This window comes from Burkholderia sp. KCJ3K979 (genome assembly GCF_016759955.1).
Taxonomy (GTDB): Bacteria; Pseudomonadota; Gammaproteobacteria; order Burkholderiales; family Burkholderiaceae; genus Burkholderia; species Burkholderia orbicola.
The window spans coordinates 1-20,463 of the sequence record NZ_JACFYV010000055.1 but is presented as its reverse complement, the minus strand read 5'-3'; the positions used below and the strand labels follow the sequence as shown (position 1 = coordinate 20,463).

Sequence of the window (20,463 nt, the reverse complement as noted above, 5' to 3'; positions counted from 1 at the left end):
TTAGCTGGTTAAAAACGTATTCTACCTATGTTCGCGGGCGATTCCGAATTTTTCCGTTTCGCTTCAACGATATGCACGCCGAAGCACGGCCCGCGAACGCCTCTTTACCGGGGTTCGACCACCCATGCGCCGTTGCGCTCGACGAGCGAACGATCGCATGCGAATTCGTCGAGTACGTGGTCGTGGCCCGGCAGTGCCTGGATCACGACCTCGCCCGCATCGCGCAGCGCCGCGACCGCCGCGCCCAGCGCGTCGTCCTGCGCCCACGGCGCGAGGATCGCGGTGCCGCGCGCCTCGACTGGCGAAATCCGCGCGAGCTCGCGCAGATCGAGCGAGAAGCCGGTTGCCGGACGGGAGCGGCCATAGGCCTGCCCCACGTGGTCGTAACGACCGCCGCGCGCGATCGCGTTCGGCACGCCGTCGATGTAGGCGCTGAACATCGCGCCGCTGTGATACGCGTAGCCGCGCAGGTCGGCGAGATCGATCGCGACTTCGACGCCCTTCGCCTGCGACGCAAGCTGCGCGAGGTCGTCGAGCGCCCGCGTGATTTCCGGCAGCACCGGCAGGCGCGTGCGCGCCTCGGCGAGCACGCTCGCGTCGCCGTAGAGGTTCGGCAGCGCGCGCAGCGCGGCACGCGTATCGGCGCCGAGATCGTCGGTGAGTTCGTTCAGCAGCGGCACGTCCTTGCCCGACAGCGCGTCGTACAGCGACTCGCCGCGCTCGGCGGCCTGCGCGTCGCGCGCCAGCAGCGCCGCGAGCACGCCCGCGTGACCGAGGTCGAGGCGGATGCGCGACAGGCCCGCGAGGTGCAGCGCGTCGAGCATCAGTTGCTGGATCTCGAGATCGGCTTCCAGCCCCGCATGCCCGTAGATTTCGGCGCCGATCTGGATCTGCTCGCGCGTCGCGTGCAGGCCGCGCGGACGCGTATGCATCACATGGCCCGCGTAGCAGAGGCGCGTCACGCCCTGACGGTTCAACAGGTGCGCGTCGATCCGCGCGACCTGCGGCGTGATGTCCGCGCGCAGGCCGAGCGTGCGACCCGACAACTGGTCGACCAGCTTGAAGGTGCGCAGGCGCAGATCGGCGCCGCCGCTCGTCAGCAGCGATTCGAGATACTCGAGCAGCGGCGGCATCACCATTTCGTAGCCGTACGAACGGAAGCGGTCGAGCAGCCTGCGGCGCAGCTCCTCGATCTTGCGCGCTTCCGACGGCAGCACGTCGGCGATATTCTCGGGAAGTAACCAGGTCGACATCGGTACGGTCCTACGACGGGAAACGGCGCGCGACACGCGCGCCGCGAGTTGAATCGGAACTTCGAAATCGGGCGGAACGAACGGCGGATGCGCCGTCCGGATCGGGGCTCCGTCAGGTCGCGAGCAGCAGCAGCACGAGCCCGAGCACCATCACGATCAGCCCGCCGATCCGGATATGATGCGGCGGCCGCTCGGCTATTCTACGAAACGTGTCGCGCCAGGCGACGGGAAACACGAAGGGGAACGCCCCCTCGATGATCAGCATCAGCGCTACTGCGAGCAACAACGAGCCAGCCAGGTCCATGCGAGCGACGGCGCCGCTCGACGCGGCGCCCCAAGGTCAATGTTTGCGGGGAGCAGGCGCCGCCGGTGCGGCACCGCCCGTCGGGCTGCGCATGAAGCGGAAGAACTCGCTGTCGGGATCGACGACGATGATGTCGTTGCGCTTGAACGTATTCCGGTAGGCCTGCAGGCTCGCGTAGAACTGATAGAACTGCGGATCGCGGCCGAACGCATCGGCGGCGATCGTCGCGGCCTTCGCATCGCCCTCGCCCTTGATCGTCTGCGCGGACTTGTACGCGTTCGCGAGCACGGCCTGCTGCTCGCGTTCGGCGTCGGCCTTGATCTGCTCGACGTCGGCCGCGCCTTGCGCACGCACCTGGGCCGCCTGGTCGCGCAACGCGCCGATCATCCGTTGATAGACGGCGTCCGTCTGCGCGGCCGGCAGGTCGACACGCGTCAGCTGGACGTCGACGACGTCGACGCCGAAACCGGACGCTTGCGCCTTCGCCGCATCGCGCGCCGCATCGGCGATCGCACGCTGACCGCCGAGGGCATCGTCGAGCGCGCGCTTGCCGAATGCGTCGCCGAGCGCGCTCTTCAGCGCGCCCGACAGCCGTTCGACCGCCGCGGCCGGATCGCCGCCCGTCGCCGTGAAATATTTCATCGGATCGCTGATCCGGTACTTCACCGCATACGCGACGAGCAGGTCATGCTTGTCTTCGGTTGCCAGCTGCAGCGGATCGGCCGACTCGAGCGACTGCAGGCGCGTGTCGATCAGCGTGGCCGTCTGCAGCGGCGGCGGCAGCTTGAAGTGGACGCCGGGGCCCGCGAGCTCCGGCTGCGTACCGTCGCGCCCCGACAGCACGGCCGCATGGCGCGGATCGACGGTCAGGACCGTCGACGATGCCGCGAAGGCAACGATCACGATTGCGACGACGAGCGCAATGATTCGGTTCATGTTCTGCGCTCCCCGTTACTTCGTATCGTCTTCACGCGACCGGCTGCGAAACGCGTCGCGCGATCGCAGCACGTCGACACCCGACGCGGTGGCGGCCGGTGCGGCGCTCGCCGGCGCGGCAGCGGCTGCCGACGGCGTCGTTGCGGCCGGTGCCGACGCCGCATCGGGCACGGATGCGCCGGTCGACGCCGCGGCGTTTTGCCGCCCCTGCTCGACGAGCTTGTCGAGCGGCAGATACACGACGCTGTTGCCGCCCTTGTTGCCGACGAACACCTTCGTCGCGTTCGAATAGATTTCCTGCATCGTCTCGAGGTACATCCGCTCGCGGATGACCGCCGGCGCCTTCGAGTACTGCGCGTAGACCTGCTTGAAGCGGTCCGCGTCGCCTTCGGCTTCGGTGACCACACGATCGGCATACGCCTTCGCTTCGTCGACGAGCTTCGCCGCATCGCCCTGCGCCTTCGGCAGCAGATCGCTCGCATACGCCTGCGCGGCGCGCTTCGCGGCCTCGCGCTCGTCCCGCGCCTTCGCGACTTCGGCGTACGCGGCCTGGGTCTGCTCGGGCGCCGCGACGCTCTGCATCGTGACGGCCGTCACCTCGAGCCCCGACTGGTAGCGGTCGAGGTCGCGCTGGATCGCGGTGGAAAGCTGCTCGCGCAGCGCATCGCGATCCTGGTTCAGCATGTCGGCCGCGCTACGCGTGCCGACGATCGCGCGCACCGCGGCCTGCGCGGCCTGCGACACGCTGCGTTCGGGATCGACGCTGCGGAACAGGTAATCGGTGGCGGAACGAATCCGGTACTGGACGATGAAGCGCACGTCGACGATGTCGGCATCGCGCGTCAGCATCGCGGCTTCCTTCACGTTTGCAAGGCGCACGACGTTGTTGCGGCCGATCTCGATCGAGCGCACCTGCGACGTGTCGACGATCTCGTGCGACGCGAACGGATACGGCGCGCGCCAATGCACGCCCTGGCCGACCGTGCCCGACAGCTTGCCGAGCTGCAGCACGACGCCCGTCTGGCCTTCCTGCACGACGAACAGCCCGCTGCCCGCATACACCGCGACCAGTACGCCGATCACGATGCCGACGCCGACCCGTGCGGCCCGGCCGTTGTCGGGACGGAAGCCGTTGCCGCCCTTGCCGCCGAACAGGCCGCTCAGGCGCCGGTTGAAGTTGCGCCACATCTCGTCGAGATCGGGCGGACCATCGCCGTCGCCGCCTTGCGGACGCTTCGATTCGTTCGCGCGCGGGCGGGACCCGTCCTTGCCATTGCCTTCGCCGCGTCCCCAGCGGGGATCGTTGATCGACAGCAAGGCGCGCATCCGCCGCCAGGTACTCCGCTCGTTGTATTCGTTCACCAGAGTTTGTTCACCAGATTGGACGCCGGCGAACCGGCCGGGACCGGTTAGCGCCCGTGTTCGGAAATCGTGTGGTCTTCGTGCGGTTCAGCGGACGTGCCATCGAGCGCGTCGGGTAACGTCGCGCTGGAAAGGTGTTCCGCGGAGGCGATTTCGGCGATGGCGGCACGCAACGTATCAAGACCCTGACCGGTGCGTGCGCTCAAAAAGACGCGCGAAATATTACCATACTCGTCCCGCTCGACCGCGTCGCCGCGGGCCGCCAGCTCGGGCACGGCGTCGATCTTGTTGAACACCAGCACCTGTCGGATCGTGTCCGCGCCGATCTCGTGCAGCACGCCGTTGACCTGCTCGATCTGCTCGAGCCTGACCGCGCTCGACGCATCGACCACGTGCAGCAACAGATCCGCATGGATCGTTTCCTCGAGGGTCGCGCGGAACGCCGCGACGAGCTGGTGAGGCAGCTCGCGGATGAACCCGACCGTATCGGACACCACGATCTGACCGACCTCGTCGCCGAGATACACGCGCCGCGACGTCGTATCGAGCGTGGCGAACAGCTGGTCGGCCGCGTATGCCTGCGCTTTCGTCAGCGCATTGAACAACGTCGACTTGCCCGCGTTCGTATAGCCGACGAGCGACACCGACATCGTGCCGCTGCGCGCGCGCTGCCGGCGCTGCGTGCTGTGCTGGCGGCGCAGCCGATCGAGCCGCGACTTCAGCATCTTGATGCGTTCGCCGATCAGCCGACGGTCGGTTTCGAGCTGGGTTTCGCCGGGGCCGCGCAGGCCGATACCGCCCTTTTGCCGCTCGAGGTGGGTCCACGCGCGAATGAGCCGGGTCGACAGGTATTGAAGCTGTGCGAGCTCGACCTGCAGCTTGCCTTCGTGGCTGCGGGCACGCTGCGCGAAAATGTCGAGGATGAGGCTCGTGCGATCGACCACGCGCCTGTTAAGTGCCTGCTCCAGATTGCGTTGCTGGGCGGGCGCCAACGCGTGGTTGAAGATGACGATTTCGACGTTGTGCGCGTCGCAGGCAAGCCGCAATTCTTCGGCTTTGCCGCTGCCGATGAACATCTTGGCATCGGGACTGGCGCGACGACCGGTGAGGGTGACGGCGGGACGGGCCCCCGCGCTGGAGGCGAGAAGACTGAGTTCTTCGAGACTGGCTTCGAAATCGGTCTTGCCGAAATCGATGCCGACGAGCGCTGCGTTGATCAAATTATCGGGTGTCAAGATAAGGCGGCTGGCATCGGTCGCTCGCGGCGACCGGATGCCGGCCGCTGCGATAAGTTAGGACGAGGCTTCCGCGTCCGGGTGGAAATTCACCGGGCGCGCCGGCACGACCGTCGAGATGGCGTGCTTGTAAACCATCTGGGTCACCGTATTACGGAGCAACACGACGTACTGGTCGAACGATTCAATGTTCCCTTGAAGCTTGATGCCGTTGACGAGGTAAATCGAAACGGGAACGTGCTCTTTGCGCAGTGCGTTCAAAAACGGGTCTTGTAACAATTGCCCTTTGTTGCTCATGGCGTACTCCATCTTTTTTTGCAGGTTGATCTGGATTGGCGACGAAGAAAAAGAGATCCGGCGCCAATCGCTACACTATAGCTGATTTTGCCTGCCCCGCCCGGCCACTGGCCATGGGGCCGATGCCTTGCGGGGCGTGCTTCAGCCCTTGTCCGCGTACGGGTTGTTCGACGAACGGAACTCTATGCGCAATGGAGTCCCGGTCAGCGAGAAAGTTTCGCGGAATCGGTTTTCGAGGTAACGCTTGTAGGTTTCCGTCACCGCGTCGAGCGCGTTGCCGTGGATCACGATGATCGGCGGATTCTGGCCGCCCTGGTGCGCATAGCGCAGCTTCGGACGCACCGGGCCGCGACGGCGCGGCTGCTGGAACTCGACGGCCTCGATCAGCGCGCGCGTGAGCTTCGGCGTCGGCAGCTTCGCCATCGCGGCCGCGTACGCGTCGTCGACCGAGCGCATCAGCGCGCCGATGCCCGTCTTCTTCGCGGCCGAAATGAAGTGCGATTTCGCGAAGTCGAGGAATTTCAGCTTGCGGGTCAAATCCGCTTTCGCGCGGTCGCGCGCGTGGTCGTCCAGGCCGTCCCACTTGTTGACGCCGATCACGAGCGCGCGCCCCTGCTCGACGACGAAGCCGGCGATGTGTGCGTCCTGGTCGGAAATGTCCTGCTGCGCATCCAGCAGAAGAATGACGACGTTCGCGTCGGAGATCGACTGCAGCGTCTTCACGACCGAGAACTTCTCGATCGCCTCGAACACCTTGCCGCGGCGGCGCAGGCCGGCCGTGTCGATCAGCGTGTATTTCTTGCCGTTACGTTCGAAGTCGACGTAGATCGAATCGCGCGTCGTGCCCGGCATGTCGAACGCGATCACGCGGTCTTCGCCGATCAGCGCGTTGACGAGCGTCGACTTGCCGACGTTCGGCCGGCCGACGATCGCGATCTTGATGCCGCGCGACGGATCGTCCTCGTCCGCTTCCTCGGGCTGGCCCGCATACGCGACTTCCAGCGCCTCGTTGATCATGTCGGTCACGCCGTCGCCGTGCGCGGCCGAGATCGCGCGCGGATCGCCGAGCCCGAGCTCGTAGAAGTCCGTCGCGACCGCCGTGTACTTCATCCCTTCGGCCTTGTTGACGACCAGGAAGATCGGCCGGCCGGTCTTGCGCAGGTAGTCGGCGATCGACTTGTCCTGCGGCGCGAGCCCGTTACGGCCGTCGACGATGAACACGACGACGTCGGCTTCCTCGACGGCCTGCCGCGTCTGGCGCGCCATTTCGTGCAGGATGCCGTCCTTCGCGACGGGTTCGAAGCCGCCCGTATCGACGACCAGGTAAGGCCGTTCGCCGACGCGCCCTTCGCCGTAATGGCGATCGCGCGTCAGGCCGGGCAAGTCGGCGACCAGCGCATCGCGCGAGCGCGTGAGCCGGTTGAACAGCGTGGATTTCCCCACATTGGGGCGCCCAACGAGGGCAATGACCGGTTTCATCTGTGTTTTCTACGGTGAAGCGCAGCAGCGGGAGGCCCGCTGCTGCGGGCGGCTGCGCTGAATGAAAATATCACGAATTCGCGCCGCGCCGGATGCGCGCGCCGGGCACGCGTTGCGCGCCGTCGTCTTTCGTCTCGAACTGCCTTTCAAATACCGAGCGGCCGGGAACGCCGGCCGCCTTCAAGTCGCGCGGCCGCGGCGCGCGGGACCTGCCCGCCGCGCCACGGCCGCACCTGTTTGCTGCGTGTCAGCGCGGACGGAACCCGTACAGGCCGCCGTCCTTCGTCTGCACGACGAGCGTGTTGCCCGCGAGGACCGGCGCTGCCGTAATCGCGCTGCCGTCGGTCTTCATCCGTGCGATGAAGCTGCCGTCCTCGCGCGACAGGAAGTGCACGAAGCCCTTGTAATCGCCCATCACGACCGCGTGCCCGAGCAGGTACGGCACGCCGACGTCACGACTCTTCAGCTTGTCGTTGCGCCAGAGCTGATTGCCCGTGGCCGCATCGTACGCGGTGACGACCGACCAGTCGTCGCCGCCGGCGACCACCGAATCGTCCTGCGCAAGGCCGCTGCGGCTCGAGAACGGTTTTTCCCACACCGGCCGGCCCGAGTTTGCATCGAAGCAGCCGAGCTGCCCCTGGAACGTCACCGCGCAGGCTTCCGCGCCCACGAGCGTCGGCGGGCCGCTGACGTCGTTGATGCGCTCGACTTCGGTCACGCCCTTCGGGAACGACACCGGGGTTTGCCAGAACGGCTCACCCGTCTGCAGGTTGATCGCGACCAGACCGCCGCCCGGGAAGCCCGCGAGCACGGCCGCGTCGCCCGCGAACGTCATGCCCGCCGACACGCGCAGGTTCAGCGGCACCGCACGGTTGCGGTAGTTCCACTTCTGCTCGCCCGTCTGCGCGTTGAACGCGATCACCTGGCCGTCGATCGTGCGGACGACCACGAGGCCGTTGCCGACGAGCGGCGGCGAGAAGATCTCGCCCTGCACGCTGGTCTTCCACAGTTGCTTGCCGTCCGGGCCCAGCACGAACACGCCGCCCTTCAACGCACCGACCGCGGTCAGGTTGCCGTCGCTGCCGACACCGGCCGACAGGTCCGAACCGACCTTCGAGCGCCACAGCGTCTGGCCCGTCTTCGCGTCGATCTTCTCGACCGCGCCGTTTTCGCCCGCCGCATAGACCGCGTCGCCCACGGCCACCGGCGAGAACAGGTAGCGTCCGCCCTTGCCGACGCTCGCCTTCCAGACCTGTTGCACGTCCATGACGGGCTTGAACTCGGTGAGCGGCGTCGGCACGCGGCGCGCATCCTTCGACGACGAGCAAGCCGTCAAAGCGAGGACAGCCGCCGCGCAGGCAACGGGCACAGCGTAACGTTTCAGCAAATTCATCGGTTAGCGAAGCAGAGTTAAGAGGTTGAGGGGACCTGAATTCAGCCGCCGAGCGCGTCCAGCTTGAACTGCACGAGCTGGCGCGCGGACTGGTCGTCCTTCGACAGGCCGTCGAGCGCGAGCTTGTAAGCCGCGCGCGCGTCGTCGGTCTTGCCTTGCGCGGCAAGCAGATCGCCGCGACGATCGGCCACGAGGCCCTTGAATGCATCGACCGGCGTACCCGACAGCAGCGCGAGGCCCGCATCGTACGCCTTCTCGTCGAGCAGCAGCGACGCGAGACGCAGCTTCGCGATCTGCTTGTACTCGTCGTCCTTGGCGTGATCGACGGTCCATTGCAGCTGCGCCTTCGCGCCTGCCGCGTCGCCGGCCGCATACAGCGTCTTCGCGGCCGCGAGCGCCGTCATCTGCGCATACGGCGTGCTGCCGAACTTGTCTTCCATGTCGGCAGCCGCGCGAGCCATCGTTGCCTTGTCGTTCGCGGCGGCAGCCTTCTGGACCTGCTCGTACAGCCCGGACGCCTCGGCGGCCTGACGGCGCTGCCAGTAGTTCCAGCCGTTGAAACCGGCCGCGACGACGAGCGCCGCGAGCACGATCCACGTGGTGAGGTTGCCCCAGCGGGCCCACCACGCCTTGAGACTTTCAATCGATTCTTGTTCGTCGTGATAACTCATCGGCGAGCGATTCCTTCTTCCTGTTCAGGCTTTTCTTGTCGAGCGGATGCCAGCGCGATCAGTCGTCGCCGTCTTCGGCGGATGCAACCATCGCATTGATTAGGAATTCGGTCAAGCTTTCGACCGGTACGGTCTGCTGAACGTTCTTTTCCCCTTCCGCACCCGCGCCGCGCAACGCTTTCACGCCCACCGTGCCGTTCGCGACCTCTTCTTCGCCGAAGATCACCGCGAACGCGGCGCCGCTTGCATCGGCCCGCTTCATCTGCGACTTGAAGCTCGCCGGCGCGCCGTCGGCGCTGCAGTGGAAGATCACGTCGAGGCCCGTGTCGCGCAGGCGCTCGGCCGCGATGAACGCCTGTTCGCGCGCGGTGTCGCCCTGGTGCACGACGTACACGTCGACGCCTTCCTGCTCGGGCGCGAGATCCTCTTCCTTCAGCAGCTCGAGGATGCGCTCGATGCCCATCGCCCAGCCGCACGCGGCGGTCGGCTTGCCGCCGAGCTGCTCGATCAGCGGATCGTAGCGACCGCCGGCCGCGACCGTACCCTGCGCGCCGAGCTTGTCGGTCACCCACTCGAACACGGTCAGGTTGTAGTAATCGAGGCCACGCACGAGACGCGGGTTGATCTTGAACGGAATGTTGTTCGCGAGCAGCAGGCGCTGCAGCCCTTCGAAATGCGCGCGCGATTCGTCGCCGAGGAAGTCGATCAGCTTCGGTGCGTTCTGCGCGATGTCCTGCAGCGCCGGGTTCTTCGTGTCGAGCACGCGCAGCGGGTTCGTATACAGGCGGCGCTTCGCGTCCTCGTCGAGCACGTCGGCAAACTGCTCGAGGTACTTGATCAGTTCGACGCGGTGCGCGGCGCGCTCTTCGGCGAGGCCGAGCGAGTTGATCTCGAGCTTGATGCCGGTCAGGCCGAGGTCGTCCCACAGGCGCTGGCACATCATGATGATCTCGGCATCCGCATCGGGACCCGCGAAGCCGAGCGCCTCGACGCCGACCTGGTGGAACTGGCGATAGCGGCCGCGCTGCGGACGCTCGTGACGGAACATCGGGCCGATGTACCACAGGCGCTTCGGGCCGTCGTACAGCATGTTGTGCTCGATCGACGCACGCACGACGGCCGCGGTGTTTTCCGGGCGCATCGTCAGGTTCTCGCCGTTCAGCGCGTCGGTGAAGCTGTACATCTCCTTCTCGACGATGTCCGTGACCTCGCCGATGCCGCGCGTGAAGAGCTGCGTATGTTCGACGATCGGCGTGCGGATGTTCTGGTAGCCGTACGCGCGCAGCAGCGATTTCACGGTAGCTTCGAAGAATTCCCACAGGCCGGCATCCTGCGGAAGGATGTCGTTCATGCCTTTGACGCCGGTGAGCTTCTCGATCTTGCGTTTCTGTTCAGTCATCGTTCGTGTGTGTGGACGAATTAGTTCAGGGCCTCGGTGCGGCCGTAATTGCGTGCGACGTAGTCGCTGACGATCTGCTGGAATTCCTCGGCGATCCGCTCGCCGCGCAGCGTCTTGACCTTCTCGCCGTCGATGAAGACGGGTGCGGCCGGGTTCTCGCCCGAACCCGGCAGGCTGATGCCGATGTTCGCGTGCTTCGATTCGCCCGGGCCATTGACGATGCAGCCCATCACCGCGACGTTCATCTTCTCGACGCCCGGATATTCCTTGCGCCAGACCGGCATCTGCTCGCGCAGGTAGGTCTGGATCTGCATCGCGAGCTCCTGGAACAGCGTGCTCGTCGTGCGGCCGCAGCCCGGGCACGCGATCACCATCGGCGCGAACGAGCGCAGGCCCATCGTCTGCAGGATTTCCTGGCCGACGATCACCTCGCCGGTGCGCGACGCGCCCGGCTCCGGCGTCAGCGAGATGCGGATCGTGTCGCCGATCCCTTCCTGCAGCAACACGCCGAGCGCCGCCGTCGACGCGACGATGCCCTTCGAACCCATGCCGGCCTCGGTCAGCCCGAGGTGCAGCGCGAAGCCGCAGCGGCGGCCGAGTTCGCGGTACACGGCGATCAGGTCCTGCACGCCGCTGACCTTGCACGACAACACGATGCGGTCACGGCCGAGGCCGAGCTCGACCGCGCGCTCAGCCGAGCCGATCGCCGACTGGATCAGCGCCTCGTACATCACGCTCTGCGCGTCCCACGGCTGCGCGCGCGCGCCGTTCTCGTCCATCATGCGTGCGAGCAGGTCCTGGTCGAGGCTGCCCCAGTTCACGCCGATCCGCACCGGCTTGTCGTACTTCGCCGCGGCCTCGATCATCTGCGCGAACTGCGTATCGCGCTTCGCACCCTGACCGACGTTACCGGGGTTGATCCGGTACTTCGACAGCGACTCGGCGCAGCCCGGATAGTCGCGCAGCAGCAGGTGGCCGTTGTAGTGGAAATCGCCGACGAGCGGCACGGTCACGCCCATCCGGTCGAGTTGCTCGCGAATCGCCGGCACGGCGGCCGCGGCTTCGGGCGTGTTGACCGTGATGCGCACCAGCTCGGAGCCCGCATTCGCGAGTTCCTTGATCTGGATCGCCGTGCCGATCGCATCGGCCGTGTCGGTATTCGTCATCGACTGCACGCGCACCGGCGCGTCGCCGCCGATCGTCACGAGTTGCCCGCCCCAGCGGACATCCACCGCATGCGATACGCGGCGCGGCTGATGCCCGCCGAACACCGGCTCGGTTGAACAAATCTGACTGCTGCGTGGGGATTGAGCTTCGGATTGCATCGATAGATCCATTTACGCGGAATGCGCCGCGACGCGGCGCATGAATTGAAAAAGCGCCGTGCCCTCACGGCCTGCCGAGATCGACGACAGGCCTTCGCCACGGCGCTTGACGTCAGGGCAACGTGAACCGCGCCACGTTGCCCCGCGCTGCCGAATATTTTGCCGGATCGACCGGTTTTCCGTCGAACGCAACCGCGTCGAGGCCGGCCTTGTTGCCGATCGTGACCTTGAACGGCCCGTCACCGGCCACCTGCTTCGTTTCGCCGGCGCGCACCAGCGCCGAGAACAACTCCTTGCCGTTCTTGTCGCGCACGCTGAACCAGCAATCCTGCTTGACCTTCAGTTCGACCATCGACTGGCCTGCCGCCACCACGACGCTCGCCGGCTGGGCCGGTGCGGCCGCGCTGGCCGCCGCCGTTGCCGCCACGGGCTGCGACGCAGCCGCCGTCGCGACCGGGGCCGCAGGCGCCGGAACCGCCGACGCGATCGCCTGCGCCGGGGCAACCGATGCAGCAGCCGGGGCCGGAACCTCATTCGCAACCGCTGCCGACGCGCCGTTCGTAGCCGCCTCTTCAGCCGACGACGATGCCGCCGTCGCACTCGCGGCCGACGCATGCTCGGCCTCGCCGCCCTTGAAGCGTGCGAGCAGGCTCGACGAATCGCCGCCAGTGTGCCACATCAGTACGGCAACCACCGCGACGATGACGATCCCCGTTCCCCACAGCCAAGGATGGTGGCGCGACGAGCCGCCCAGCGGAATCGACACGCGGCCGCGCGGCAGATCCGTGCCCGACGACGCCGGCATCGACAGGTCGACTTCCGGCACCCCGCGCTCGCGGCGCAGCGCCTGCGCGAACGGTTCCGGATCGACGCCGAGCATCTTCGCGTAGCTGCGCACGACACCGAGCGCGAACGTCACACCGGGCAAATGGCTGATGTCGCCAGACTCGAGCGCGCGGAGCTTCTGCGGTGCGACCTTGAGTCGCGCCGACACATCGTCGACCGACCAGCCCTTCGTCTCCCGAAGCTGCGCCAGCCGGCTGCCGACCGCCGCCAGCGATTCCAGTCCGGCCGGTGCCGGCTTCGCGGCATTCGTCTCTGCGCCGTTAGACGGCTGCGGCTCACTCATCCTTGTCCTCGCGTCGATTCTTCTTCACTGGCGGCTGCCGCCGGCTCCTGCCGGCCGGCACCCGCAACGGTTCATACCATGCGCGGCGCCGAGGCGCCGCGACCGATCGCTATTCGCGTGTTGCACCGCCAAAGGGTTCGGGCACCCCGGCCAGGTGCCCCCGTCAAACTGCCCGAACTTCGATGATTTTTCCTGCTGCGCCCGTTCGTTCCGCGAGGCGCGTGCGATCCTTCACCGCGCCGGCCAACTGCCCGCACGCGGCGTCGATGTCGTCGCCGCGCGTCTTGCGCACGGTCGTGACGACACCCGCATCGATGAGGACTTGCGCGAAGCGCTTGATCTGCTCCGGCTTCGAGCGGATGAGGCCCGATTCCGGAAACGGATTGAACGGGATCAGGTTGAACTTGCACGGCACGTCACGCGTGACGGCCAGCAGTTCGCGCGCATGCGCTTCGGTGTCGTTGACGCCGTCGAGCATGCAGTATTCGAAAGTGATGAAGTCGCGCGGCGCGACCTTCAGATAACGCTGGCACGCAGCCATCAGCTCGCGAAGCGGATACTTCTTGTTGAGCGGCACCAGCTCGTCGCGCAGCGCGTCGTTCGGCGCATGCAGCGAAACGGCCAGCGCGACCGGCAACTCGGCGCCGAGGCGGTCCATCATCGGCACCACGCCGGACGTCGACAGCGTGACGCGACGGCGCGACAGGCCGTACGCGTTGTCGTCGAGCATCAGCCGCATCGCGGGGACGACCGCGCTGTAATTCAGGAGCGGCTCGCCCATGCCCATCATCACCACGTTGGTGACGACCCGTTCGGCCTTGCCGTTCGGGCCGGGCGCGCGGCCCAGCGACGCTCGCAGTGCAAATTCGGCCATCCGGAGCTGGCCGATGATTTCGGCTGTCGACAGGTTGCGGGAGAAGCCCTGCTTGCCCGTCGAGCAGAAGCGGCAATTCACCGCGCACCCGGCCTGCGACGACACGCACAGCGTGCCGCGCGTCTCTTCCGGGATGAACACGGTTTCGACCGCATTGCCGTTTCCGACGTCGATCAGCCACTTGCGCGTGCCGTCGGTGGAAACGTGATCGCTGGCGATGTCCGGCATCACGATCGACGCGCGGCCCTTGAGTTTTTCCCTCAGGGACTTCGCGAGATCGGTCATGCCGTCGAAATCGCCGGCGTTGTACTGATGGATCCAGCGCTGCAACTGCTTGGCGCGGAACGGCTTCTCGCCCAGGCTGCCGCAGTACGCGACAAGACCCTCGGCGTCGAAGTCGAGAAGATTGACGGAAGTTTCGCTCGTCATGATGTGCTGCCTTGCCGCGTGCGCTGAATCCTGCCTACTTGCTGTCAGCCAGGGCTTAACGCGAGTAAACGTTCATTTCCGGGAAGAAGAACGCGATTTCGACCGCTGCCGTTTCCGCAGCGTCCGAGCCGTGCACGGCGTTCGCGTCGATGCTGTCGGCGAAGTCGGCGCGGATCGTGCCCTTTTCCGCCTTCTTCGGATCCGTCGCGCCCATCAGGTCGCGGTTCTTCAGGATCGCGCCTTCACCTTCCAGAACCTGGATCATCACCGGGCCCGAGATCATGAAATCGACGAGATCCTTGAAGAACGGACGCGCTGCGTGAACTGCATAGAACTTCTCTGCGTCAGCACGCGACAGGTGTGCCATGCGCGATGCGACGATCTTCAGGCCGGCGCCTTCGAAACGGCTGTAGATCTGGCCGATCACGTTCTTTGCCACCGCATCCGGCTTGATGATCGACAGGGTGCGCTCGATTGCCATAAAAACTCCAAAAAATTAAGAAGTTACAGGTTCAAATGAATCCGCTATTGTAGCACGATCCCGTGTATCATTGCGATTGAACCCTTACACGAATGAAAGGTTCAGAATCCATATGTTTTGTGCCGCCGGGCCATTGAAACCTCCCGGCACGGAACGTATCTTAGCCATAGCTGCCCCAGGTTTGCTGCGCCGCACATCGCGCGCGCCGAACCGGCCCCGGACGCCCACGCGTTCAATGTTAGGAGAAACCATGAACGACTATCCGTACAATTTCGGCCGCGGCGGTTCCGTCAGCACCGCCGAGGTTCGCAACCGCGTGCTGCGGAACACGTACTGGCTGCTCGCGCTGTCGATGGTGCCGACCGTGCTGGGCGCCTGGGTCGGCGTCGCGACGGGCTTCTCGCTGTTCGCGGCCACGAGCCCGATGATGAGCCTGCTCGCGTTCTTCGCGATCGCGTTCGGCTTCATGTTCGCGATCGAGCGGACGAAAAACAGCGCGGCCGGCGTGTTCGTGCTGCTCGGCTTCACGTTCTTCATGGGCCTGATGCTGTCGCGGCTGCTGAGCTTCATCCTCGGCTTCTCGAACGGCCCGTCGCTGATCATGCTCGCGTTCGGCGGCACCGGCATCATCTTCGCCACGATGGCGACGATCGCCACCGTCAGCAAGCGCGACTTCTCGGGGCTCGGCAAGTGGCTGTTCATGGGCGTGATCGTGATCCTGCTCGCGTCGGTCGCGAACATCTTCCTGCAACTGCCGGCGCTGATGCTCACCGTGTCGGTGCTCGCGATCGCGATCTTCTCGGCCTACATGCTGTTCGACGTCCAGCGCGTCGTGAACGGCGGCGAGACGAACTACATCTCGGCCACGCTCGCGATCTACCTCGATCTGTACAACGTGTTCACGAACCTGCTTGCGCTGCTCGGCATCTTCGGCGGCAACCGCAACTGACGTTCGGCACGCACCATGAAAAACCGGCCCGCGGGCCGGTTTTTTTTACGTCCGCCGCCCGGCTCAGTCGCGCTCGAACAGCGCGATCGATTCGACGTGCGACGTATTCGGGAACATGTTCACGACCCCGGCGCCCTTCAGCCGGTAGCCGGCCTCGTGCACGAGCAGGCCCGCATCGCGCGCGAGCGTCGACGGGTTGCACGACACGTAGACGATGCGCTTCGGCAACGGGCCTGCGCCGCTCTGCGCGATCTCGGCCAGCGCCTTCGATACCGCGAGCGCGCCTTCGCGCGGCGGGTCGATCAGGAACTTGTCGAATGCGCCGAGCGCGCGGAGATCGTCGCCCGTCACCTCGAACAGGTTCCGGCACGCGAACGTCGTGTGGCCGTCGACACCGTTCTCGCGTGCGTTCGCCAGCGCGCGCGTGGTCAGCGTGTCGCTGCCCTCGATGCCCATCACTTCGCGCGACAGCCGCGCGAGCGGCAGCGTGAAGTTGCCGATCCCGCAGAACAGATCGAGCACGCGATCGTCGCGCGACGGCGCGAGCAGGCGCAACGCGCGGCCCACCAGCACGCGGTTGATCTGATGGTTGACCTGCGTGAAATCGGTCGGCTTGAACGGCATGCGGATGCCGAATTCCGGCAGCGTGTAGTCGAGCGACACGTCGAGCGGATAGAACGGCGTCACCGTGTCCGGCCCCTTCGGCTGCAGCCAGAACTGCACCTTGTGCTCGTCCGCGAACGCGCGCAGCAGCGCTTCGTCATCCGCGTTGATCGGCTCCAGCACGCGCAGCACGAGCGCCGTGACGGTCGAGCCGACCGCGAGCTCGATCTGCGGCATCCGGTCGCGAATCGACAGCCCCTCGACGAGCCGCCGCAGCGGCACGAGCATCGCCGACACGTGCGGCGGCAGCACTTCGCAGCTCGTCATGTCGGCCACGTAGCTGCTCTTCTTCTCGTGGAAGCCGACCAGCACGCCGCCCTTCTTCGCGACGTTGCGCACGGTCAGGCGCGCCCGGTAGCGATAGCCCCACGACGGGCCGTGGATCGGCGCGAACATCGTTTCCGCGCGCAGCTTCGCCAGGTGCCACAGGTTATCTTCCAGCACGCGCTGCTTGACCGCCACCTGCGCGCGCATGTCGAGATGCTGCATCGAGCAGCCGCCGCAGGTGCCGAAAAACCTGCACTTCGGCTGGGTGCGCATCACGCTCGGGCGCAAAATGTCGACAACCGTCGCCTGCTCGTAGCTCGGCTTGCGACGATAGCTCGAATAGGTCACGCGTTCGCCCGGCAGCGCGCCTTCGACGAAGATCACCTTGCCCGGCTCGCCGTCCTCGGTCATCGTGCGGCCGACACCGCGCGCTTCCATGTCGAGCGATTCGATCTCGAGAACCGGGGCGGGCCCGGGCGCGACGGGCGCATTTTTCGATTTGCGCGCAGAAGTGGGGACGGCTTCGGACACCAGCTTTTCCTGACAAACGTTGAAGAAGGCGAGATTGTAGACGACGCAGGCCCCCGTCGCGTGCTTTCGTCGCAAGCGCCGATGCCGATGCGGATGCGGATGCCGGTGCCGGTGCGCATGCCGCGCGGCGCGGCGTGAGCGACAGGGACCGCGCACCCCCATTGCCCGCCACCCGACCGTGTGCGATGCACGGCGCGCCCATCGACGGCACGGTTTCCGCTCGCGGAAGACCAAGGAGACTCGACCATGCGATTGATCGACTGGAACATCCAATGGGGTCGGGACGCGGACGGCGTCGTCGATCTTCCCCGCACCGTCGCGGCCATCCGCCGGCTCGGCGATTTCGACGTGCTCTGCCTGCAGGAGCTCACACGCGGCTTCGATGCTCTACCCGGCCGGCCCGGCCCCGACCAGTTCGCCGAACTCGCGGCGCTGCTGCCCGGCTATACGATCGTCGACGCCATCGGCGCCGACTTGCCGGCCATTCGGCCGGGCGCCCCGCGCCGCCAGTTCGGCAACGCAATTGCGACGCGGCTGCCGGTCGGGCGCGTGCTGCGCCAATCGCTGCCGTGGCCGGCCGACGCCGGCGCGCCGTCGATGCCGCGTGCCGCGCTGGATATCGAGTTGCAGGCGTCCTTCGGGTCGTTGCGCGTGGTCACCACGCATCTGGAGTATTACTCGGCGCGCCAGCGGCTTGCGCAGGTCGACGCGCTATGCGACCGGCATCGCGAGGCCTGCGCACACGCGGATCAACCCGCTCCCTCCGAAACGCCCGAGGGGCCGTTCAGCGCGACCGGACAGCCCCGCGATGCGATCGTCTGCGGCGATTTCAACAGCGCATTCGACAGCGACGCGTACCGGCGCTTCCTGGAGCCGATTGCCGACGCACCAGGTTTCGTCGATGCGTGGATCGCGCGGCACCCCGGCCATACACCGCCGCCGACGGCCGGCATCTACGATACGGTGCAATGGTCGGACGGGCCGCTCGCGTGCGATTTCGTGTTCGTGACCGACACACTGTTGCCGCGCGTCATCGGCTGCGAGATCGACGGCGACGTACGCGCGTCCGATCACCAGCCGGTGCTGCTCGAACTCGGCTGATCGCCCCGGCGACGGCGCGGCCCGCTCGCGCTACACGTCGAAGCCGGCGAGGTATTCGACCCAGTGCGCCGCTGGTTCCTGCGCAAGCGCATTCTTCACGAGCAGGATCTCGTCCGCATACTCGCTCGGCGTCAGGCCCCCGCGCATCAACTGGAACCGGCAATACAGCAGGTAGGTGTTGACGACGTCGGTTTCGCAATAGTTGCGGATTTCCTCGATCCGCCCGTCCCGGAACGCCGGCCACACCTGGCTGCCGTCCATTCCGAGCTTGCCCGGAAAGCCGCACAGCTTCGCGAGCGCATCGAGCGGCGCGTTCGCCCGCGCCTGATACATCGCGAGCACATCCATCAGGTCGGTATGCCGCGAGTGATAGCGCGAAATGTAGTTGTTCCATTTGAATTCACGGTCGTCCTCGCCGAGATCCCAGTAGCGGGTGGCGGGAATGCCGTGCACGAGCGCGCGGTAATGGAGCACCGGCAGATCGAAACCACCGCCGTTCCACGACACGAGCTGCGGCGTGTATTTCTCGATCACGCGGTAGAACGACTGGATCAGCGTCGCTTCGTTGTCCTGCGGCGTCCCGAGCGAGCGCACGCGAAAACCGTTGTTGTCGCGAAACACGCACGAGATCGCCGCGATCCGCTGCAGGTGGTGCGGCAGGAAATCACCGCCGGTCTTCTCGCGGCGTGCGGCGAACGCGTGTTCGGCCACCGCGGCATCGTCGAGCGTCGCGGGCAGGTCTTCCAGACGGCGAATGCCGTCGACATCGGGAATCGTCTCGATGTCAAAAACAAGAATCGGGGTCATCGGTTACAGAACGGCGTCCTTGCGCACGCCGTTGGAGGCAAAGAACCGCTTGAGGCGCACCAGCGCTTCCTGCTGGATCTGCCGCACGCGTTCGCGCGTGAGCCCCATCTCGTCGGCGAGCTCCTCGAGCGTCGCCGGTTCGATGTGGTTCAGGCCGAAGCGGCGCTCGATCACGTGCCGGTGCTTGTCGGACAGCCGCGACAGCCACGCGCGCGTCAGCGTTTCGAGCTCGCGGTGCTGCACCTCGGCGTCGGGCGACTGGCTCTGGTCGTCGGGCAGCAGGTCGAGCAGGCTGCTCGCGGGATCGAGGTCGAGCGGCGCATCGAGCGACGCCGTGTGCTCGTTGAGCGCGAGGATATCGGTGACTTCCTCGGCGGTCTTGCCGGTGAGATAGGCGATGTCGTCGATGCTGGCTTCGCGGCGTTCGGCCGCCTCGCCCGTCGACATCGAATTCTTTTCGAGGTGGCGCTTCGCACGCAGCACCTGGTTCAGTTCGCGGATCACGTGCACCGGCAGGCGCACCGTGCGGGCCTGGTTCATGATTGCCCGCTCGATGCTCTGCCGGATCCACCACGTCGCGTAGGTCGAGAAACGGAAACCGCGCGTCGGGTCGAATTTCTCGATCGCGTGCATCAGGCCGAGGTTGCCTTCCTCGATCAGGTCGAGCAGCGGCACGCCGCGGTTCAGGTAGCCCTTCGCGATACTGACGACGAGCCGCAGGTTGCGCTCGATCATCACCTGCCGCGCCTCGAATTCGCCGGCCTTCGCGAGGCGCGAATAGCGTTGCTCTTCCTCGACGGTCAGCAGCGGCTTCACGCTGATGCGGTTCAGGTAATGCTGGATCGTGTCGGCCGTGAGCTCGGCCTGCAGCAGCGTGCGGAAATCGTCGACGTCGGGCGCGGCTTCCTGACGGCCTTCGCGCTCGTCGTCGCCACCGTCCGCGTCGGCGTCGCGTGCCTCGAGATCACGTTCGTTTTCCGCGACATCCTCTTCGTCGTCCGTCGAAGCACCTACTCGCCCCACCGATGCTTGCGTGGCACGACTGATCTTCTCAGACTCGGCTTGCGGCTCGTGGCGCTTCGATTTCGGCATGGTCGTCTCGGTTATTGAGGCGGCAAATACTTCAGCGGATCGACAGGCTTACCCTGCCGGCGAACCTCGAAATGCAGCATCACGCGGTCGGCATCGCTGTTACCCATCTCGGCGATCTTCTGCCCCTTCGTTACCGCGTCCCCCTCTTTTACCATCAAAGCGCGATTGTGTGCATACGCCGTGAGGTAAGTTGCATCGTGTTTGATGATAATGAGGTTGCCGTAACCACGCAGACCGTTGCCGGAGTAAACGACGCGGCCGTCCGCCGCCGCCTTCACGGCCTCGCCGGCCGTCCCGCCGATATTGACACCCTTGTTCTTCGCATCGTCGAACCCGTTCAGCACGGGGCCGCGCGCGGGCCACGCGAACGTCACGGGGCCGCTCGGCGCCGCCGCCGTATCGCTCGATCCGGTTGCCGCGGCCGGCGGCGTGGCGGCGAGCGCCGACGACGTGCCGGCGGCCGGCGCGGCCGGACCGCTGCTCAGC

The 20,463-nt window shown here is 66.2% G+C and carries 20 protein-coding genes; 2 read left to right on the top strand and 18 right to left on the bottom strand.

The window, feature by feature from the left end; genetic code table 11:
- Positions 1-104 precede the first annotated feature (104 nt).
- From H3O04_RS14795 to ndk, 14 genes are all read right to left on the bottom strand, one after another.
- The gene (locus H3O04_RS14795) at positions 105-1,253 is read right to left on the bottom strand and encodes an ATP phosphoribosyltransferase regulatory subunit (RefSeq protein WP_011549695.1); all 1,149 of its coding nucleotides are present in this window, start codon (positions 1,251-1,253) and stop codon (positions 105-107) included.
- A 112-nt stretch (positions 1,254-1,365) separates the two neighbouring features.
- Positions 1,366-1,557 carry a DUF2065 domain-containing protein gene (locus H3O04_RS14790; RefSeq protein ID WP_006478685.1) on the bottom strand — a complete coding sequence of 64 codons (192 nt, stop codon included), beginning with the start codon at positions 1,555-1,557 and terminating at the stop codon, positions 1,366-1,368.
- Between the two features lie 36 nt (positions 1,558-1,593).
- Positions 1,594-2,493, bottom strand: coding sequence for a protease modulator HflC (hflC, locus tag H3O04_RS14785; RefSeq protein WP_006478684.1), 900 nt, complete (start codon positions 2,491-2,493; stop codon positions 1,594-1,596).
- 15 nt (positions 2,494-2,508) lie between these two features.
- Positions 2,509-3,855: an FtsH protease activity modulator HflK gene (gene hflK, locus H3O04_RS14780; protein WP_202587959.1), complete on the bottom strand. Its 1,347-nt coding sequence runs from the start codon at positions 3,853-3,855 to the stop codon at positions 2,509-2,511.
- Positions 3,856-3,902: 47 nt separating this feature from the next.
- Positions 3,903-5,075 carry a GTPase HflX gene (gene hflX, locus H3O04_RS14775; protein ID WP_006483315.1) on the bottom strand — a complete coding sequence of 391 codons (1,173 nt, stop codon included), beginning with the start codon at positions 5,073-5,075 and terminating at the stop codon, positions 3,903-3,905.
- Positions 5,076-5,147: 72 nt separating this feature from the next.
- Positions 5,148-5,387 carry an RNA chaperone Hfq gene (gene hfq / locus H3O04_RS14770; protein ID WP_006399927.1) on the bottom strand — a complete coding sequence of 80 codons (240 nt, stop codon included), beginning with the start codon at positions 5,385-5,387 and terminating at the stop codon, positions 5,148-5,150.
- A gap of 141 nt (positions 5,388-5,528) precedes the next feature.
- Positions 5,529-6,866 (bottom strand): ribosome biogenesis GTPase Der, encoded by a 1,338-nt coding sequence (gene der / locus H3O04_RS14765; protein WP_011549692.1) that lies wholly within the window; start codon positions 6,864-6,866, stop codon positions 5,529-5,531.
- Between the two features lie 247 nt (positions 6,867-7,113).
- Positions 7,114-8,259, bottom strand: a complete 1,146-nt coding sequence (gene bamB, locus H3O04_RS14760) for an outer membrane protein assembly factor BamB (protein ID WP_202587958.1) — start codon at positions 8,257-8,259, stop codon at positions 7,114-7,116.
- 41 nt (positions 8,260-8,300) lie between these two features.
- Positions 8,301-8,930: a tetratricopeptide repeat protein gene (locus H3O04_RS14755; protein WP_011549690.1), complete on the bottom strand. Its 630-nt coding sequence runs from the start codon at positions 8,928-8,930 to the stop codon at positions 8,301-8,303.
- A gap of 58 nt (positions 8,931-8,988) precedes the next feature.
- Positions 8,989-10,329 (bottom strand): histidine--tRNA ligase, encoded by a 1,341-nt coding sequence (gene hisS / locus H3O04_RS14750; RefSeq protein ID WP_011549689.1) that lies wholly within the window; start codon positions 10,327-10,329, stop codon positions 8,989-8,991.
- 20 nt (positions 10,330-10,349) lie between these two features.
- Entirely contained in the window at positions 10,350-11,654 is a 1,305-nt protein-coding gene (gene ispG / locus H3O04_RS14745) for a flavodoxin-dependent (E)-4-hydroxy-3-methylbut-2-enyl-diphosphate synthase (RefSeq protein ID WP_006483314.1), read from the bottom strand.
- A 112-nt stretch (positions 11,655-11,766) separates the two neighbouring features.
- On the bottom strand, positions 11,767-12,783 hold the full coding sequence (locus tag H3O04_RS14740) for a helix-turn-helix domain-containing protein (protein WP_011549687.1): 1,017 nt from the start codon (positions 12,781-12,783) through the stop codon (positions 11,767-11,769).
- Positions 12,784-12,946: 163 nt separating this feature from the next.
- Entirely contained in the window at positions 12,947-14,086 is a 1,140-nt protein-coding gene (rlmN, locus tag H3O04_RS14735; protein WP_011549686.1) for a 23S rRNA (adenine(2503)-C(2))-methyltransferase RlmN, read from the bottom strand.
- Positions 14,087-14,141: 55 nt separating this feature from the next.
- Entirely contained in the window at positions 14,142-14,567 is a 426-nt protein-coding gene (gene ndk / locus H3O04_RS14730; RefSeq protein ID WP_006478674.1) for a nucleoside-diphosphate kinase, read from the bottom strand.
- 250 nt (positions 14,568-14,817) lie between these two features.
- Here ndk and H3O04_RS14725 point away from each other — a divergent pair, with 250 nt between their 5' ends.
- Positions 14,818-15,516 carry a Bax inhibitor-1/YccA family protein gene (locus H3O04_RS14725; protein WP_006484459.1) on the top strand — a complete coding sequence of 233 codons (699 nt, stop codon included), beginning with the start codon at positions 14,818-14,820 and terminating at the stop codon, positions 15,514-15,516.
- Between the two features lie 63 nt (positions 15,517-15,579).
- Here H3O04_RS14725 and rlmD read toward each other — a convergent pair whose 3' ends face one another.
- On the bottom strand, positions 15,580-16,884 hold the full coding sequence (rlmD, locus tag H3O04_RS14720) for a 23S rRNA (uracil(1939)-C(5))-methyltransferase RlmD (RefSeq protein ID WP_237666289.1): 1,305 nt from the start codon (positions 16,882-16,884) through the stop codon (positions 15,580-15,582).
- A 339-nt stretch (positions 16,885-17,223) separates the two neighbouring features.
- Here rlmD and H3O04_RS14715 point away from each other — a divergent pair, with 339 nt between their 5' ends.
- Positions 17,224-18,078, top strand: a complete 855-nt coding sequence (locus H3O04_RS14715) for an endonuclease/exonuclease/phosphatase family protein (protein ID WP_202587956.1) — start codon at positions 17,224-17,226, stop codon at positions 18,076-18,078.
- A gap of 30 nt (positions 18,079-18,108) precedes the next feature.
- Here H3O04_RS14715 and H3O04_RS14710 read toward each other — a convergent pair whose 3' ends face one another.
- From H3O04_RS14710 to H3O04_RS14700, 3 genes are all read right to left on the bottom strand, one after another.
- On the bottom strand, positions 18,109-18,885 hold the full coding sequence (locus H3O04_RS14710; RefSeq protein ID WP_202587955.1) for a 3'-5' exonuclease: 777 nt from the start codon (positions 18,883-18,885) through the stop codon (positions 18,109-18,111).
- A gap of 3 nt (positions 18,886-18,888) precedes the next feature.
- On the bottom strand, positions 18,889-19,977 hold the full coding sequence (gene rpoS / locus H3O04_RS14705) for an RNA polymerase sigma factor RpoS (RefSeq protein WP_011694300.1): 1,089 nt from the start codon (positions 19,975-19,977) through the stop codon (positions 18,889-18,891).
- An 11-nt stretch (positions 19,978-19,988) separates the two neighbouring features.
- Positions 19,989-20,463: murein hydrolase activator EnvC family protein (locus H3O04_RS14700; RefSeq protein WP_171984228.1), on the bottom strand; the 475-nt coding region annotated here is incomplete at its 5' end.

Coding starts and splice junctions, on each gene's coding strand:
- ndk (WP_006478674.1), bottom strand. CDS start 14,567: ATGGCAATCGAGCGCACCCTGTCGATCATCAAGCCGGATGCGGTGGCA.
- bamB (WP_202587958.1), bottom strand. CDS start 8,259: ATGAATTTGCTGAAACGTTACGCTGTGCCCGTTGCCTGCGCGGCGGCT.
- hfq (WP_006399927.1), bottom strand. CDS start 5,387: ATGAGCAACAAAGGGCAATTGTTACAAGACCCGTTTTTGAACGCACTG.
- ispG (WP_006483314.1), bottom strand. CDS start 11,654: ATGCAATCCGAAGCTCAATCCCCACGCAGCAGTCAGATTTGTTCAACC.
- hisS (WP_011549689.1), bottom strand. CDS start 10,329: ATGACTGAACAGAAACGCAAGATCGAGAAGCTCACCGGCGTCAAAGGC.
- H3O04_RS14790 (WP_006478685.1), bottom strand. CDS start 1,557: ATGGACCTGGCTGGCTCGTTGTTGCTCGCAGTAGCGCTGATGCTGATC.
- H3O04_RS14755 (WP_011549690.1), bottom strand. CDS start 8,930: ATGAGTTATCACGACGAACAAGAATCGATTGAAAGTCTCAAGGCGTGG.
- rlmN (WP_011549686.1), bottom strand. CDS start 14,086: ATGACGAGCGAAACTTCCGTCAATCTTCTCGACTTCGACGCCGAGGGT.
- der (WP_011549692.1), bottom strand. CDS start 6,866: ATGAAACCGGTCATTGCCCTCGTTGGGCGCCCCAATGTGGGGAAATCC.
- H3O04_RS14715 (WP_202587956.1), top strand. CDS start 17,224: ATGCGATTGATCGACTGGAACATCCAATGGGGTCGGGACGCGGACGGC.
- H3O04_RS14710 (WP_202587955.1), bottom strand. CDS start 18,885: ATGACCCCGATTCTTGTTTTTGACATCGAGACGATTCCCGATGTCGAC.
- rlmD (WP_237666289.1), bottom strand. CDS start 16,884: ATGGAAGCGCGCGGTGTCGGCCGCACGATGACCGAGGACGGCGAGCCG.
- hflC (WP_006478684.1), bottom strand. CDS start 2,493: ATGAACCGAATCATTGCGCTCGTCGTCGCAATCGTGATCGTTGCCTTC.
- rpoS (WP_011694300.1), bottom strand. CDS start 19,977: ATGCCGAAATCGAAGCGCCACGAGCCGCAAGCCGAGTCTGAGAAGATC.
- H3O04_RS14795 (WP_011549695.1), bottom strand. CDS start 1,253: ATGTCGACCTGGTTACTTCCCGAGAATATCGCCGACGTGCTGCCGTCG.
- H3O04_RS14725 (WP_006484459.1), top strand. CDS start 14,818: ATGAACGACTATCCGTACAATTTCGGCCGCGGCGGTTCCGTCAGCACC.
- H3O04_RS14740 (WP_011549687.1), bottom strand. CDS start 12,783: ATGAGTGAGCCGCAGCCGTCTAACGGCGCAGAGACGAATGCCGCGAAG.